At 60.2% G+C, this 14,793-nt stretch carries 14 protein-coding genes; 8 read left to right on the top strand and 6 right to left on the bottom strand.

Annotated elements, in window-relative coordinates; all coding sequences use genetic code 11:
* The first annotated feature begins 35 nt into the window (after positions 1–35).
* From cysT to ACQZ6D_RS13780, 3 genes are read left to right on the top strand one after another with little or no spacing between them, the layout of a single operon-like run.
* A complete protein-coding gene (cysT, locus tag ACQZ6D_RS13790) occupies positions 36–893 on the top strand; it encodes a sulfate ABC transporter permease subunit CysT (RefSeq protein ID WP_025592705.1) in 858 nt (285 codons plus the stop codon).
* Positions 886–1,755, top strand: a complete 870-nt coding sequence (gene cysW / locus ACQZ6D_RS13785; protein WP_003511871.1) for a sulfate ABC transporter permease subunit CysW — start codon at positions 886–888, stop codon at positions 1,753–1,755. The genes cysT and cysW overlap by 8 nt, the downstream gene beginning before the upstream one ends.
* Before the next feature lie 11 nt (positions 1,756–1,766).
* A complete protein-coding gene (locus tag ACQZ6D_RS13780; RefSeq protein ID WP_019564159.1) occupies positions 1,767–2,807 on the top strand; it encodes a sulfate/molybdate ABC transporter ATP-binding protein in 1,041 nt (346 codons plus the stop codon).
* Positions 2,808–3,196: 389 nt separating this feature from the next.
* On the opposite strand, the gene ACQZ6D_RS13775 is transcribed toward ACQZ6D_RS13780, so the two are convergent.
* From ACQZ6D_RS13775 to ACQZ6D_RS13765, 3 genes are all read right to left on the bottom strand, one after another.
* A complete protein-coding gene (locus tag ACQZ6D_RS13775; protein WP_003511875.1) occupies positions 3,197–4,210 on the bottom strand; it encodes an NAD(P)H-quinone oxidoreductase in 1,014 nt (337 codons plus the stop codon).
* 88 nt (positions 4,211–4,298) lie between these two features.
* Positions 4,299–6,101: a GGDEF domain-containing protein gene (locus tag ACQZ6D_RS13770; protein WP_013635646.1), complete on the bottom strand. Its 1,803-nt coding sequence runs from the start codon at positions 6,099–6,101 to the stop codon at positions 4,299–4,301.
* Positions 6,102–6,284: 183 nt separating this feature from the next.
* Positions 6,285–6,524, bottom strand: coding sequence for a ribbon-helix-helix domain-containing protein (locus tag ACQZ6D_RS13765; RefSeq protein ID WP_065702807.1), 240 nt, complete (start codon positions 6,522–6,524; stop codon positions 6,285–6,287).
* Positions 6,525–6,870: 346 nt separating this feature from the next.
* On the opposite strand from ACQZ6D_RS13765, the gene betI reads away from it, so the two are divergent.
* The 3 genes from betI (at position 6,871) to betA (ending at position 10,702) form a co-directional block, all read left to right on the top strand.
* Complete coding sequence (gene betI / locus ACQZ6D_RS13760) at positions 6,871–7,491, top strand: transcriptional regulator BetI (RefSeq protein ID WP_003511878.1); 621 nt, start codon at positions 6,871–6,873, stop codon at positions 7,489–7,491.
* Positions 7,492–7,502: 11 nt separating this feature from the next.
* Positions 7,503–8,984 carry a betaine-aldehyde dehydrogenase gene (betB, locus tag ACQZ6D_RS13755; protein ID WP_065702706.1) on the top strand — a complete coding sequence of 494 codons (1,482 nt, stop codon included), beginning with the start codon at positions 7,503–7,505 and terminating at the stop codon, positions 8,982–8,984.
* Between the two features lie 68 nt (positions 8,985–9,052).
* On the top strand, positions 9,053–10,702 hold the full coding sequence (betA, locus tag ACQZ6D_RS13750) for a choline dehydrogenase (protein WP_448729784.1): 1,650 nt from the start codon (positions 9,053–9,055) through the stop codon (positions 10,700–10,702).
* A 3-nt stretch (positions 10,703–10,705) separates the two neighbouring features.
* Here betA and ACQZ6D_RS13745 read toward each other — a convergent pair whose 3' ends face one another.
* Positions 10,706–11,005: a type II toxin-antitoxin system RelE/ParE family toxin gene (locus ACQZ6D_RS13745; RefSeq protein ID WP_003511881.1), complete on the bottom strand. Its 300-nt coding sequence runs from the start codon at positions 11,003–11,005 to the stop codon at positions 10,706–10,708.
* A complete protein-coding gene (locus ACQZ6D_RS13740) occupies positions 11,002–11,274 on the bottom strand; it encodes a YlcI/YnfO family protein (RefSeq protein WP_003511882.1) in 273 nt (90 codons plus the stop codon). The genes ACQZ6D_RS13745 and ACQZ6D_RS13740 overlap by 4 nt, the downstream gene beginning before the upstream one ends.
* 146 nt (positions 11,275–11,420) lie before the next feature.
* On the opposite strand from ACQZ6D_RS13740, the gene ACQZ6D_RS13735 reads away from it, so the two are divergent.
* On the top strand, positions 11,421–12,764 hold the full coding sequence (locus ACQZ6D_RS13735) for a chloride channel protein (protein ID WP_448729783.1): 1,344 nt from the start codon (positions 11,421–11,423) through the stop codon (positions 12,762–12,764).
* Between the two features lie 7 nt (positions 12,765–12,771).
* On the opposite strand, the gene ACQZ6D_RS13730 is transcribed toward ACQZ6D_RS13735, so the two are convergent.
* Positions 12,772–13,524 carry a DUF3750 domain-containing protein gene (locus ACQZ6D_RS13730; RefSeq protein ID WP_003511884.1) on the bottom strand — a complete coding sequence of 251 codons (753 nt, stop codon included), beginning with the start codon at positions 13,522–13,524 and terminating at the stop codon, positions 12,772–12,774.
* Between the two features lie 73 nt (positions 13,525–13,597).
* Between ACQZ6D_RS13730 and ACQZ6D_RS13725 the strand changes: the two genes are divergently transcribed.
* Positions 13,598–14,590 (top strand): asparaginase, encoded by a 993-nt coding sequence (locus ACQZ6D_RS13725; protein WP_113157881.1) that lies wholly within the window; start codon positions 13,598–13,600, stop codon positions 14,588–14,590.
* The last annotated feature ends 203 nt before the right edge of the window (positions 14,591–14,793 follow it).

Below are 14,793 nucleotides of genomic sequence, written 5' to 3'. Positions count from 1 at the left end.
GAAATGTGCCAAACTAAAGATTATCCGGAGCGTTGATGAGCAATAATACATCCGGAAACAGGTGGAAGTGGCGTCAATCGAGCGTGATACCAGGCTTCGGCCTGACGTTCGGTTACACGGTCGTCTATCTGTTTCTCATCATTCTTATTCCGCTCGGCGGCCTCATCTGGTCCACGGCGAAACTTGGTTTTGCAGATTTTATTGCGATCGCTGTCGATAGCCGTACGCTGAATGCGCTGCGCGTCAGTTTCGGCACCGCCTTCATCGCCGCACTGGTGAACGCTGTTTTTGGCGTCATCGTCGCCTGGGTTCTCACGCGGTATCGTTTTCCCGGCCGGCGTTTCGTTGATGCCATCGTGGATCTGCCCTTTGCCCTTCCGACGGCGGTTGCCGGCATCGCGCTCACCACGCTTTATGCCAATCGCGGCTGGGTTGGCTCGCTGTTCGAACCCTTCGGCATCAAGATCGCTTTTACGCCGACCGGTATCGTCATCGCGCTGATCTTCATCGGCCTGCCATTCGTGGTCCGCACCGTGCAGCCGGTCATGGAAGAAATAGACCGGCAGGTGGAGGAGGTGGCGGCAACGCTCGGCGCTAACCGTTTCCAGACAATCAGCCGAGTGCTGCTGCCAAGCCTCACGCCCGCCATCCTGACGGGCTTCGCACTCGCCTTCGCGCGCGGTATCGGAGAGTACGGCTCGGTCATCTTCATCGCCGGCAATATTCCCTACGTCTCGGAAATCGCACCGCTCCTCATCGTCATCCGGCTGGAGGAGTTCAATTATGCGGGCGCGACGGCCATCGCCACCATCATGCTGATCATTTCCTTCGCCATGCTGTTCCTCATCAATCTCATTCAGGCCTGGAGCCGCAAGAGGTACGGTTATGTCTGATGCTTCCCGCACCTCGTCCCGACCGTTCCGCGATCCCGCCAGCGAGAGCCTGCCTGCCCGGCTGGTGCTGATTGCCATTGCCTTCCTGTTCCTTGCGGCTTTCCTCGTGCTGCCGCTGGTATCGGTGTTCTTCGAGGCATTTCGCAAAGGCGCCGATGCCTTCTGGGAAGCGATCGTCGAGCCGGATGCACTCTCCGCCATCCGTCTGACACTGCTTGTCGCCGCCATTTCGGTGCCGCTCAACCTTATCTTCGGTGTCGCCGCCGCCTGGGCGATTGCGAAATTCGAGTTCAAGGGCAAGGCATTCCTGATAACGCTGATCGACCTGCCGTTCTCGATCTCGCCGGTCATATCGGGTCTGGTCTATGTCATCCTGTTCTCTTCGCACAGCGTGCTCGGGCCATGGCTGAAGAGTTATGGCATCGAAATCCTCTTTGCTGTTCCGGGCATCGTGCTAGCCACCATCTTCGTCACCTTTCCCTTCGTCGCGCGTGAACTGATCCCGCTGATGCAGGAGCAGGGCAATGGCGATGAGGAGGCGGCGATCTCGCTTGGCGCAACCGGCTGGCAGACCTTCTGGTATGTCACGCTGCCGAATATCAAATGGGGACTGCTGTACGGGGTGCTGCTCTGCAACGCCCGCGCCATGGGCGAGTTCGGCGCCGTCTCTGTCGTATCAGGCCATATTCGCGGCGAGACCAACACCATGCCGCTGCATGTCGAGATACTCTATAATGAGTACAATATCGGCGCGGCCTTCGCGGTGGCGACGCTGCTGGCTGGTCTGGCGCTCGTGACGCTCGTTCTCAAAACCATTCTCGAAATACGCTTTGGCGCGGGCAACGCAGCCGGCAAGCATTGAAAGGCATATTCATGGAAGTGAAAGTTTCCGGCATCACCAAGCAGTTTGATCGCTTTCCGGCGCTGAACGACGTGTCGCTCGACATTCGTTCCGGCGAGCTGATCGCGCTGCTCGGTCCCTCCGGTTCCGGCAAGACGACGCTGCTGCGCCTCATCGCCGGCCTGGAGCAGCCGACCCAAGGCCGCATCTTCTTCGGCGATGAGGATGCCTCGCACCGCTCGGTGCAGGAGCGCAATGTCGGTTTTGTGTTTCAGCACTACGCCCTGTTCCGCCACATGACGGTTGCCGACAACATCGCCTTCGGCCTGAAGGTGCGCCCTTCCGCCTCCCGCCCGCCGAAAGCGGAAATCCGCAGGCGAGTTTCGGAGCTTCTGGACATGGTGCATCTGACCGGCCTCGAAAAGCGCTACCCGACCCAGCTTTCCGGCGGCCAGCGCCAGCGCGTGGCGCTGGCTCGCGCAGTTGCCATCGAGCCGAAAGTGCTGCTGCTCGATGAACCCTTCGGCGCACTCGATGCCAAGGTGCGCAAGGAACTGCGCCGCTGGCTGCGCGAATTCCACGACCGCACGGGCCACACCACCGTCTTCGTTACCCACGATCAGGAAGAAGCACTGGAACTGGCCGACCGCGTCGTCGTCATGAGCCAGGGCAAGATCGAACAGGTCGGCACGGCGGATGACGTCTACGACACGCCCAATTCCCCGTTCGTCTTCTCCTTCATCGGCGAATCCTCCAGCCTGCCGGTGACGATCCGCGACGGCCAGGTGGTGTTTCAAGGCGAGAGCATCGGCGTCGCCGAAAGTGGCGCAGGTGAGGGCGAGCTGTTCTTCCGTCCGGAAGATGTGGTGCTGACCGACGAGAAAAACGCGCTTTACGGCAAGGTTACCACCTGTCGCCGCCTCGCCGGCACCCGCATCGCCGAAATCGACATCGCCAATAACGGCCATGACCCCTATCACCTCGAAATCGAGGTGCCGCTCAACGCCGCCGTGGCGGTAGGTGCCGAACTGCGGTTTCGTCCGACCCGGTGGAAGGTGTTTGGCAAGAAGTAGGGGAGATGCGGCTGCGATTGGCAGCTGGCGGTTCCCGGTAATACTGGCCTTGAGCCGGTATCCAGCCAGCCCAAACACTTGGTCTGGCTGGATCTCTGTGACAAGCACAGAGATGAGGGAACCGGGTAAACGCGCGATCACCCCAGAAACGGAAAAGGGTCGCCAGAGGCGACCCTTCCATGAGCTTGGTCCTGTTTACAGACCCGGGACTGTTTCTCAACGTTCCGAAGGCAAGAGGTTTTTACGCCGAGGGCTGCCCCGTCGAAAACCCACCCTTTCCATTGCCTGCACCAGAGACCGAAATCTCATTAGACATTGGATCACCTCCTTCCGATACGTTGAACATAACTAGAAGGTAGTACGATTCGTCATTAATGCAAGAGGTCTGATCAGGACACCCGCATCACGATCTTGCCGATATGATTGCTGGTTTCCATCAGCCGGTGGGCCTCCACAACTTCGTCCAGCGTGAAGACCTTGTTGATGACAGGCGCAACCTTGCCGCTTTCGATGAGCGGCCAGACCTGTTCGATAAGCTCATCACGGATGGCGCGTTTCTCGTCAGCGGTACGTGGCCGCATGGTGGAGCCGGTGACGGTCAGGCGTTTGACCATGATTGGCCGCAGATCAACCTTTTCAGCCACGGCGCCGCCCAGAAAGGCGATGATGGACAGACAGCCATCCTTGGCGAGTGCGGCAATGTTCTTTTCGAAATAGGCCGCACCGATCATGTCGAGAACCACATCGACACCCTTGCCATCGGTCTCGGCCTTGATGACGGCGGTGAAATCCTCGTCGCGGTAATTGATGGCCCGTTTGGCACCAAGCTTGACGCAGGCCTCGCATTTTTCCGCAGAACCCGCCGTCGCATAGACATCAGCGCCGAAGGCTTTGGCGAGCTGGATGGCGGTTGTGCCGATACCGCTGGTGCCGCCGTGGATGAGCACGCTTTCGCCTTCGGTCAGGCCCGCCATCTGGAAGAGGTTGGCCCAGACGGTGAAGAAGGTTTCCGGCAGCGCGGCGGCCTTGACGGCGTCGTACCCCTTGGGGAAGGGCAGGGCCTGTCCGGCCGGCACGGTGCAATATTGCGCATAACCGCCGCCATTGGCGAGCGCGCAGACCTTGTCGCCAGGTTTGAATTCGCTGACGCCTTCGCCGAGCGCCACCACTTCTCCGGCAATTTCGAGGCCGAGGATCGGGCTTGCGTCCTTCGGCGGCGGATAGGCGCCCTGCCTCTGCGCGACATCGGGGCGGTTGACGCCGGCCGCCTCGACCCTCACCAGGATTTCGCCTCTGGCGGGGGTTGGCAAAGGTGCTTGCGAAAGCTGCATCACCTCCGGGCCACCATGGGAGGGAAGGTCGATGAAGCGCATTTTTTCGGGCAGGGTCACATTTTCGGGCATGGCCAGGGGCAATTCCTCATTTGTCGGCGTTACCTGAAGATTTAGGACAGATGTACCGCTTAGGGAAGGAGGCCCTTTGTCGCTGATGTCATTTTGTCTCCCCGAACACCCGGATGACGAGGCCGCCTTCGTTTTCTTTCGCGGCTGTCTTGATGCCGGCGATCTCGCTGCCGATGCGCTCGGGATTGGCGATGATCAAACCTTTTGGCAATGTGAGAACGCCGATGGAGCAACGCAGCAAGGCAAAATCCCGCTCATTGCCGCGACGGTCCAGCCCGACCATGCGACCGGCCTGACGGTCCTCTGGCGAATAGAGTTCGGCCACTTCACCGTGAAAATCGCTGAGCAGCCGCTCGAGGATTTCCGTCAGTTCCTCCACCGCCCAGTCACGCACGCCGACGAAGAAGTCGTCGCCGCCGATATGGCCGAGAAAGCAGTCGCCGGCGAAAAAGTAGCGACGCATCAGTGCGGAAAACAGGGTGATGGCGTGGTCGCCGGCATTGAAGCCGTATTTATCGTTGAAGGGTTTGAAATTGTCGAAATCGCAATAGCAGAAGAAACGGGTCTCATCGCCATCACCGCAGCTGTCGGCGATGAAGCCGCCGATGGCGCGGTTGCCCGGCAGCGCCGTCAGCGGGTTCTGGTCCTGCGCCATCTTGAGCTGTTTTTCATTGATGACCTTGATGAGTGATGCGGCTGAGACGATGCCGGCGTAACGCATGTTTTCGGTCAGGATGATGCAGGCGCTGCCGCCCATGCTGGCGAACATGTTCATCAGTTGATCGGCATCGGCGTCGAGACCCACGATCGGCGCAGGATCGACGAAGTGGGAAATGGTGCGCTCGTAGATCTTGTTCTTGAGGAGATCGCGCCCGAAAGGTCGGTAGATGTATTCCTTGAGGTGATATTCGTTGATGACGCCGCGCGGTTCGCCATTGGCGTTGAGCACCGGGAAAAACGCCTGCTGCGGGTTTCTGCGGAACAATTCGAAGACGCTGTCGACGCTGTCATGCTCATAGACGGTGGGAAGACGCTCTATTTCGCGACGGATGAGGATTTCGTCCAGCGACTGGCTGTTGCGCCGCGCCACGCCCACGCGGTTGAGGTGCGGAAAGCTCTCGGGAAGCTCGCTGGTGAAAACCGTCGGCCTGGCGATCAGCCAGCCCTGCACCAGATCGACGCCATATTCGCGGCAGGTGAGAAATTCCGCTTCGGTTTCGATGCCTTCCGCAATGACCCGGACGCCGAGAACATGAGCGATGTTGACGATGTTGCGCACGAGATGCTGCTTGCGCGGAAGATGATCGACACCGCTGATGAAATGCCGGTCGATCTTCAGGTAATCAAGCGGATAGTCGCATAAAAGCTTCATCTCGCCGTGACCGGCGCCGAAATCGTCGATCGCCAGCTTGAAACCTTCCTTGCGCATGCGGGCGATCAGCGCCTTGAACTCCGGCACGCTGGTATTGTCGAAACGTTCGGAAAGTTCAAAGCAGATGGAGGAGGCCGGAATGCCCGCCCGCGCCAGATGGCCAACGAGCTTGTCAAGAATGGCGTCCCCGTGCGGGATAAGCCTTACATCGAGATTGAGGAACAGGGTGGTGGTGGAAAAATCCGCCAGGGTGGAGAATTTAGCGAGCGCCCGGCTTGCCAGCATCTGCTCGAAGGCCTTCAGCTCGCCATCCTCGGCAGCCTGGTCGAGAAGCGCGAGCGGATTGGAAAACCCAAGCCGGTCATGCCCGCGCATCAGTGATTCATATCCGAAAATCGTGCCCGTCGTCGCCTCGACGATCGGCTGAAACGCGGTTTCAAGCACAAGCTTCGCCATGGGAAACATGTGCCCGGAGGCAAACCGCCTTATGACATCGTTCTCCAGCGTTACGGCCGGCATTTCTGTTCTCCGCTATTGCCAGTTCCCCGTTGGTGGCATGACAAGTCAAATGCACACACGGGAACTTGTCTCTTTTCAGCAGACAATCGCAGATTACAGGTCAACAAAAGCTTTCACGACTGTGAAGCTTTAATGAAGGTTTTGTCACGGGCCCCTCAATAGCAAGGGGTATCCGGCAGGCCCTCAGGCCCGGCGCACATGTCCGGTGTGAGCGGCGTAAAGTTCCGCAACATTCAGGCGTTCGCGATCCGCCTCGACAGGTGCTGCAGCCTCTGTATCTGCGCCGTTTGCGGCAGCAGAGGCCGCCCATAGTCTCAGCGCGGCCCTTACGACCTCGCTGCCGGATGCGTAGGCGCCGCTATTCACGGCCTCGCGCATTCTTGCTGCCTGTTCCGGGGAAATCGATACTGTCACCATTGGCATGATATCACTCCCTTGTTCAACCGTTGCGAAGGCATCTCCGGTCCGTGTCGGGACCTGATGGGGATCGCGGTCTTGCGGGCGTTTTTTCAGTTTTCGTCTGGCGCCGCTTCCAGCGAAATTTGTATCACTCAGCATATTAGCACGAAACGTGTTCCATTCCCAATTTGCAGTATATCACGGTTTAGTTTTTCCCCCGTGAGCGGCTCCTCAGCATGGGAGCGGCTAGTCTTATCCGGCCTTGCCCGGTTTTCTTTGATCCATGGCAAATCAGCGACATGAAATGGCGCGTTTTTTATTGATTGATTGATCAATCAAGAATATTTTGCCCGCCATCAAGGAGACCCTTATGCCCAAGATCGGAATGGAGCCTTTGCGCCGCAAGGCGCTTGTGGACGCGGCGTTACGCACCATAGGCCACCATGGTTCGCTGAATGTGACAATGTCGGATATTGCCCGGGAAGCGGGCGTATCTCCGGCGCTTGCGCATCATTATTTCGGCAGCAAGCAGCAGCTCCTTCTGGAAACCATCCGCAGCCTGCTGCGGGATCTGAGGCGCGATGCGGTGGCGGCGCTGACCCGCGCCAATGGCCCGCGCGAACGGCTGAGCGCCATCGTTCACGTCTCTTTCCAGAGCGACCAGTTCACGCCCGAGACGGTGGCGGCATGGCTTGCCTTTTATGTGGAGGCGCAGCGCTCGGAAGAAACGCGCCGCCTGCTGGTGCTCTATTCCCGTCGCCTGCGCTCGAACCTCATGGCAAGCCTGAACCGGCTATGTCCACCCGATGACGCCGCGCGCATTGCGGAAGGGGCGGCAGCCCTTATCGACGGGCTGTATATCAGGCACAGCCTGCGTTCGGCCCCGCTTGGGCTCGCCTCAGCGCCGGCCCTTGTCGAAGACTATTTCGACTTGCAGCTCAAACCATATCCTGATGGACAGCGCCCGAAGCCGTCCGTCCGCATTCTCTAGGAGTATTCGACATGACTATCGCGACGTCTCTCAGGGCGCAGCCCAAAGCCTCGCATTTCATTGATGGCGACTATGTCGAAGACAATGCCGGCACGCTTTTCGAAAGCGTCTTTCCGGCCACCGGCGAAGTCATTGCAAAGCTGCATGCGGCAACGCCCGCGATTGTCGAGCGCGCCATTGCATCGGCCAAACGCGCCCAGAAGGAATGGGCGGCAATGAGCCCCATGGCGCGCGGGCGTATATTGAAACGCGCCGCCGATATCATGCGTGAACGCAACGAGGCGCTCTCCACGCTCGAAACGCTGGATACCGGCAAGCCGATCCAGGAAACCATCGTCGCCGATCCGACCTCGGGTGCCGATGCCTTCGAATTTTTCGGCGGTATCGCGCCTTCCGCGCTGAATGGCAACTACATCCCGCTCGGCGGCGATTTCGCCTATACCAAGCGCGTGCCGCTCGGCGTCTGTGTCGGCATCGGCGCATGGAACTATCCACAGCAGATCGCCTGCTGGAAGGCGGCCCCGGCGCTCGTTGCCGGCAACGCCATGGTCTTCAAGCCATCGGAAAACACCCCGCTCGGCGCTTTGAAGATCGCGGAAATCCTGATCGAGGCAGGGCTGCCCAAGGGCCTGTTCAACGTCATTCAGGGTGATCGCGATACCGGCCCGCTTCTGGTCAACCACCCGGATGTCGCCAAGGTCTCGCTCACCGGCTCGGTGCCCACCGGCCGCAAGGTGGCCGCCGCCGCCGCCGGGCATCTGAAGCACGTGACGATGGAACTCGGTGGAAAATCGCCGCTGATCGTGTTTGACGATGCCGATATCGAAAGCGCTGTCGGCGGGGCGATGCTCGGCAATTTCTATTCTTCCGGTCAGGTCTGCTCCAACGGTACCCGCGTTTTCGTGCAGAAAAAGGCGAAGGACCGCTTCCTCGAAAACCTGAAGCGCCGCACTGAGGCGATGATCCTCGGCGACCCCCTGGATTACGCCACCCATCTCGGCCCGCTGGTCTCCAAAGCCCAGCAGGAAAAGGTGCTTGGCTATATCGAAAAGGGCAAGGCGGAGGGTGCGACGCTGGTAACCGGCGGCGGCATTCCCAACAATGTTGCAGGCGAGGGCGCCTATGTGCAGCCGACGGTGTTTGCAGATGTCACCGATGACATGACAATCGCGCGCGAGGAAATCTTCGGCCCGGTCATGTGCGTGCTGGATTTCGATGATGAGGTTGAGGTTCTCGCCCGCGCCAACGCCACCGAATTCGGCCTTGCCGGCGGCGTCTTCACCGCCGATCTCGCCCGCGCTCATCGCGTGGTCGACCAGCTGGAGGCGGGCACGCTGTGGATCAACACCTACAATCTCTGCCCGGTGGAAATCCCATTCGGCGGCTCCAAGCAGTCTGGTTTCGGGCGCGAGAATTCGGCGGCGGCGCTGGAGCATTATAGCGAGCTGAAGACGGTTTATGTGAGCACGGGGAAGGTGGACGCGCCTTATTGAGATTTGGTGGGGGGGGCCACCCTCAGCCCGTTAATCGGAACCAACGCTCATTGAAGAGAGAGCAAATCATGCACGCAGATTACGTCATCGTCGGTTCCGGTTCCGCAGGCTCCGCCATCGCCTATCGCCTGTCGGAAGACGGCCGTTATTCGGTGATTGTCATTGAGGCTGGCGGCTCGGATTTCGGGCCTTTCATCCAGATGCCGGCCGCACTCGCCTGGCCGATGAGCATGAAGCGCTACAATTGGGGCTATCTCTCCGAACCCGAACCGAACCTTGACAATCGCCGCATCACCGCCCCACGCGGCAAGGTCATCGGCGGTTCGTCCTCCATTAACGGCCTTGTTTACGTGCGCGGCCATGCCGAGGATTTCAACCGCTGGGAGGAATTGGGCGCGCATGGCTGGGCCTATGCGGATGTGCTGCCTTATTTCAAGCGCATGGAACACAGCCATGGCGGCGAAGATGGGTGGCGCGGCACGGATGGGCCGCTGCATGTTCAGCGCGGGCCGGTCAGCAATCCGCTGTTCCACGCCTTCATTCAGGCTGGCGCGCAGGCAGGCTTCGAGCTGACAGACGACTATAACGGCTCCAAACAGGAAGGTTTCGGCCTGATGGAGCAGACCATCCATAATGGCCGCCGCTGGTCCGCCGCCAATGCCTATCTGAAGCCGGCGCTGAAGCGCGGTAATGTCACGCTGGTCAATGGCTTCGCCCGCAAGGTCGTCATCGAGAACGGCCGTGCCGTCGGCGTCGAAATCGAGCGCAGGGGCGGGGTGGAAACCATCAGGGCCGATCGTGAGGTCATCGTCTCGGCATCGTCTTTCAATTCGCCGAAATTGCTGATGCTTTCGGGCATCGGGCCTGCCGCTCATCTGAAGGACATGGGCATAGAGGTTAAGGCGGATCGGCCGGGTGTGGGTGCAAACCTTCAGGACCATATGGAGTTTTATTTCCAGCAGGTCTCCACCAAGCCGGTGTCGCTTTACTCCTGGCTGCCCTGGTTCTGGCAGGGGGTCGCGGGTGCGCAATGGCTGCTGTCGAAAGGCGGGTTAGGGGCCTCCAACCAGTTCGAGGCCTGCGCCTTCCTGCGTTCAGCGCCCGGCCTGAAACAGCCTGACATCCAGTACCATTTCCTGCCCGTCGCCATCTCCTATGATGGCAAGGCTGCTGCGAAAAGCCATGGTTTTCAGGCACATGTCGGCTACAACCTGGCGAAGTCGCGCGGCAATGTCACGCTGCGTTCCGCCGATCCGCATGACGACCCGGTCATCCGCTTCAACTATATGAGCCACCCGGAAGACTGGGAAAAATTCCGCCATTGCGTGCGCCTCACGCGCGAGATTTTCGGCCAGAAAGCCTTCGACGATTTTCGCGGGCCGGAAATCCAGCCGGGCGAAAAGGTGGAGACGGACGAGCAGATCGACGCCTTCCTGCGCGAACATCTGGAAAGCGCCTATCACCCCTGCGGCACCTGCCGGATGGGCGACAGGAACGACCCCATGGCGGTCGTTGATCCCGAATGCCGGGTGATCGGCGTGGAGGGGCTGCGGGTCGCCGACAGCTCGATCTTCCCGCATGTGACCTATGGTAATCTGAATGGCCCGTCGATCATGACGGGCGAAAAGGCGGCGGACCACATCCTTGGCAAAACCCCGCTGCCGCGCTCCAATCAGGAGCCGTGGGTAAACCCGCGCGCGGCCGTCAGCGACCGGTGAGGATCAATGATAATCGTCCTCGCGCTGGTGGCGAACGGCGGCAATGGTGACTGTTTCCGGGCCGTCGATGCGGAACAGCACGATATAGCCGGATGACCCGAACGGCACGAGGAGTTCACGTATCAGCCCGTTTTCAGAAGATGCCTTACGGCAACTGAAGGGAAAATCGCTTAGAATGTCTAATCCTGCTCTTATGGCGTGAATGGCCTTCTCGGCCACATTGATGTCGTATGCGATCAGAAAATCATAGATGCGATCGAAATCCGCCAGTGCTTCTTCGGTATAACGAAGCTGATATGTCATTTCCGTTTCGCGGCTTTCGCAGCATCGAGTTTTCTTTGCATCATCGAAAGAACATCGTCGGTGCTATAATAGACACCGGTGCGCTCCGCTTGTTCGAGCGACGCCAGCCCGCGCGCAATGAACTCCGCCTGCGATTTGCGGATTTCCACCTGCCTGCGGACCGAATCCTCGACAAATGACGATAGCGTCTCGCCGTCTTTCAGAACGCTTTCTGCCGCCTCGCGGAAATCCGCCGTTACACGCAGCGAAGGCAAAGTTGCGGTTTTCATCTTTTCTCTCCATGCGTTGCATTTGCGATGCGCAGCTTCTGCCATCTGTCGCAACGAGTCAAATGCAAAACTTGCAATCGCCGGCTGGCAGGCAGATAAACGGGTTTCCCGCCCGACAATAACTGAAATCACCGATCTGGATCCCCATGCCCGTCGACTACAAAAAGCTGAAGATGCTCCGCCGTTCCCGTGTTGTGTGGGGTTCATGGCGGGTGTGGAAGCCGAGGGCGGTTTTCTGGATCGGCGCGATTGCGGTGGGCCTTATCAGCGTCGGTTTTGCCTGGGCGGCGGATCGCGCCCAGCATCTTTTCTTCTCGGCAACATCTTCCGGCGAATGGGCGTTTCTGCTGCCGCTTGTCGTGACGCCGCTCGGTTTCACGCTGTGCGCCTGGCTGGCGCTGACGGTTTTTCCCAATGCCGGCGGCAGCGGCATTCCCCAGGCCATCGCCGCGCGGCACCTACGTGACGACGCGGATCGTTCGCGGCTCCTGTCGCTGAAACTCGCTTTCGGCAAGGTCGCGCTGACGGTCGTCGGGCTTTTGTCCGGTGCGTCGATCGGGAGAGAGGGACCAACCGTGCAGGTCGGGGCCTCGATCATGCTTCAGGCGGCGCGCTGGGGCGGCATGGCACAGGCAAAGGGTCTTATTCTTGCCGGATCAGCGGCGGGTATTGCGGCAGCGTTCAACACACCGCTGGCCGGCATCGTGTTTGCCATCGAGGAAATGAGCAAGACCTACGAATCCCGGGCAAACGGCCTCGTCCTTACCGCCGTCATCCTGTCCGGCCTTGCCTCGCTGGCGCTGGTCGGCAGCTATACTTACTTTGGCACCAGTTCCGTCGTGGCGAAAACCATGATGGACTGGCTGCTTGTACTGGTCTGCGGCATTGGCGGCGGTGCGTTCGGCGCGCTGTTCAGCGCGGGGGCGCTGCGCCTGTCCGCGCGTATCCGGCGCTTCGCCCAGGCCATGCCGTCAAGGCGGATGCTGGCGGTTGTCGCCGCCTGCGGCCTTGCCTCCGCCGTGATCGGCATTGCGACTGATGGCGCGACCTTCGGAACGGGTTACGAACAGGCGCGCGCCGCAATCGAGGGCCAGGCCGCACCGGCCTTCTTCTTCATCGAAAAGCTGGCGGCCACGTTTCTGGCGATGATGTCGGGCATTCCGGGCGGTATATTCGCGCCGTCGCTGTCCGTGGGCGCGGGCTTTGGCAGTACGATGGCGACTTTGCTGGGTACGAGCATCGGCCTTGGCGCCATTGTCGGCATGGCGGGATATTTCGCGGGCGTGGTGCAGGCCCCCATGACGGCTTTCGTGATCATCCTCGAAATGACCGGCAATCATGACGGCGTCATCCCCATCATGGTGGCATCGATGCTGGGATATCTAACCTCCCGGCTATTCTCCCGGGAGCCGCTCTATCACGGCCTGTCGCGTGTTTTTATTGCCCAGAGCATCCGCGCCAAACGCGCAGCACAGGCCGCTGAGACCTGACCCGACTTTACGCGCGGATACCCGCTACTCCGAAATAGCCAAGACCCGGTATCTTCACGCCGGGCCGGCTGAAATCGAAACCCGCGACGAGGCCGAGGAAATTGACCTCGAAGCCACTGCGTGCGCCCGCCGAAATGCCGAACAACCCGCCAAGCGAGAGGCTCGCATCCTTCCAGTCGTCGGCGACGTGGTAAAACGCGCCGTTGGGCAGATAGTCGCGGCCCACCGCGTCTGATGGCAGAACCACACCGAGCTCCGGCACGCTGCGCAGCACATGGGCAACGAAAGTGTTGGAGTTGGGACCGGGATAGATACGATAGCCGCCCGGTTTGCCATAGGGATAGTCGGCAATCGCCTGTTCGATCTTCGGGATCAGTTTTTCCGCTGCCGCCCCATGAATGGCCACCACCTGACGCGGCGTGTTGGAATACCAATAGGCATCCGCCGGATAGCCATTGTGGCGTATCGGCATTCCCCAGCCCACCTTGTCGTAGCGATCGTAGGCCGTCGCGCCCGGCTTTTTCAGCACGATCCAGGCATGGCTGGCGACGGAGCCTTTAAAGCCACCGGTCATGGCGGAAAAAACGTAAACCGCCGCCTGCCGGTCGGCACCTGCTTGCGGCAGGGTGCCGGAGGAAGACCAGCGCGCGTCACGCCAGCCCTGCGGGTGATCCCTCATGGCCCACAACCCCGCCGATGCCAGAGCTGGCAGCAGATAGATGATGGCAATCGCCAGCAGCAGACGTTTTGCAAATTTCACTGATAGCCTCGTGCATCGAAAAATCAATTGCGCTATCAACGACATAAAATCAGAACTTTTTGAGGCCGCAAAAATGAACAATTCCGTTACCGTCGAAGTCCTCAGGGGCAGTCTGGTCGAAAGCCGCCACCAGGGTCTTGCAGTGGTGGTGGATGGCGATGGTGGCGTCGTGTTTTCAGCTGGCGATGTCGAGCGTGGCGTTTTCCCGCGTTCTGCCTGCAAGGCCATGCAGGCGCTGCCGCTGGTGGAAAGCGGCGCGGCGGATGCCTATGGCTTCGGCGATCGCGAACTGGCGCTTGCCTGCTCTTCCCATTCCGGCGAGGACGAACACGCGGCGCTCGCCGCCTCCATGCTCGCAAGGGCGGGCAGGGATGTGGATACGCTGGAATGCGGCGCGCACTGGTCTTCCGACCAGAAGACCATCATCCATCAGGCCCGCACGCTGGAAAAGCCGACGGCGCTTCACAATAATTGCTCCGGCAAGCACTCCGGCTTCATCTGCGCCTGCTGTCACACAGGCACCGACCCCAAGGGCTATGTCGGTTACGACCACCCCCTGCAGCGGGAAATCCGCGCGACGATGGAAAGCCTGACGGGTGCGACGCTTGGCCATGACAATTGCGGCGTGGACGGTTGCTCGATCCCCACTTATGCCGTGCCGCTCAAGGGTCTGGCGCATGGTTTTGCCAAGATGGCGACGGGCAGGGGGCTGGAGGCCGGGCGCGCGCAAGCCTCCCGCCGGCTCTTTGACGCCTGCATGGCGGAACCCTTTTACGTGGCGGGCACCGGCCGCACCTGCACCAGGCTGATGCAGATCGCGCCGGGCAGGATTTTCGCCAAGACCGGCGCAGAAGGCGTGTTCGTGGCCGCACTGCCGGAAAAGGGCATCGCCATGGCGGTGAAATGCGAAGACGGCACGACGCGTGCGGCGGAAGCGATGATTGCCGCAATGCTGGCGAAATATTTCGATGGCGCCGAGAACGAGGCGCTGCTTGCTATGGCAAACCGGCAGATGCGCAACTGGAACGGCATCCACGTCGGCGATATCCGCGTCGTCGGCCTCTAGAGGCATTTCCTGTAAAACTGCGCTGCGGCTTTACGTCCGGACCATGCGTAAAGACAAAAAATAAGGCGCGCGGTATGCCTTCGGTTAAACGCGACGCGCTTCAGAAATAACCTTTGACGCGGCCCGCTGCCGGCAGGATGATGGATTGCCCTTGCATGTGATCGTCTGCCAGATCGCCGCCGCAGGGGCTGGCGTCTGCACGC

It is taken from the genome of Agrobacterium sp. 22-3639C2, from assembly GCF_053522105.1.
This window is presented reverse-complemented; position numbering and strand designations above follow the sequence as displayed.

Excerpts from the sequence above, each read along its gene's own strand:
- cysT (WP_025592705.1), top strand. The coding sequence starts at position 36 with ATGAGCAATAATACATCCGGAAACAGGTGGAAGTGGCGTCAATCGAGC.
- cysW (WP_003511871.1), top strand. The coding sequence starts at position 886 with ATGTCTGATGCTTCCCGCACCTCGTCCCGACCGTTCCGCGATCCCGCC.
- ACQZ6D_RS13780 (WP_019564159.1), top strand. The coding sequence starts at position 1,767 with ATGGAAGTGAAAGTTTCCGGCATCACCAAGCAGTTTGATCGCTTTCCG.
- ACQZ6D_RS13775 (WP_003511875.1), bottom strand. The coding sequence starts at position 4,210 with ATGCCCGAAAATGTGACCCTGCCCGAAAAAATGCGCTTCATCGACCTT.
- ACQZ6D_RS13770 (WP_013635646.1), bottom strand. The coding sequence starts at position 6,101 with ATGCCGGCCGTAACGCTGGAGAACGATGTCATAAGGCGGTTTGCCTCC.
- ACQZ6D_RS13765 (WP_065702807.1), bottom strand. The coding sequence starts at position 6,524 with ATGCCAATGGTGACAGTATCGATTTCCCCGGAACAGGCAGCAAGAATG.
- betI (WP_003511878.1), top strand. The coding sequence starts at position 6,871 with ATGCCCAAGATCGGAATGGAGCCTTTGCGCCGCAAGGCGCTTGTGGAC.
- betB (WP_065702706.1), top strand. The coding sequence starts at position 7,503 with ATGACTATCGCGACGTCTCTCAGGGCGCAGCCCAAAGCCTCGCATTTC.
- betA (WP_448729784.1), top strand. The coding sequence starts at position 9,053 with ATGCACGCAGATTACGTCATCGTCGGTTCCGGTTCCGCAGGCTCCGCC.
- ACQZ6D_RS13745 (WP_003511881.1), bottom strand. The coding sequence starts at position 11,005 with ATGACATATCAGCTTCGTTATACCGAAGAAGCACTGGCGGATTTCGAT.
- ACQZ6D_RS13740 (WP_003511882.1), bottom strand. The coding sequence starts at position 11,274 with ATGAAAACCGCAACTTTGCCTTCGCTGCGTGTAACGGCGGATTTCCGC.
- ACQZ6D_RS13735 (WP_448729783.1), top strand. The coding sequence starts at position 11,421 with ATGCCCGTCGACTACAAAAAGCTGAAGATGCTCCGCCGTTCCCGTGTT.
- ACQZ6D_RS13725 (WP_113157881.1), top strand. The coding sequence starts at position 13,598 with ATGAACAATTCCGTTACCGTCGAAGTCCTCAGGGGCAGTCTGGTCGAA.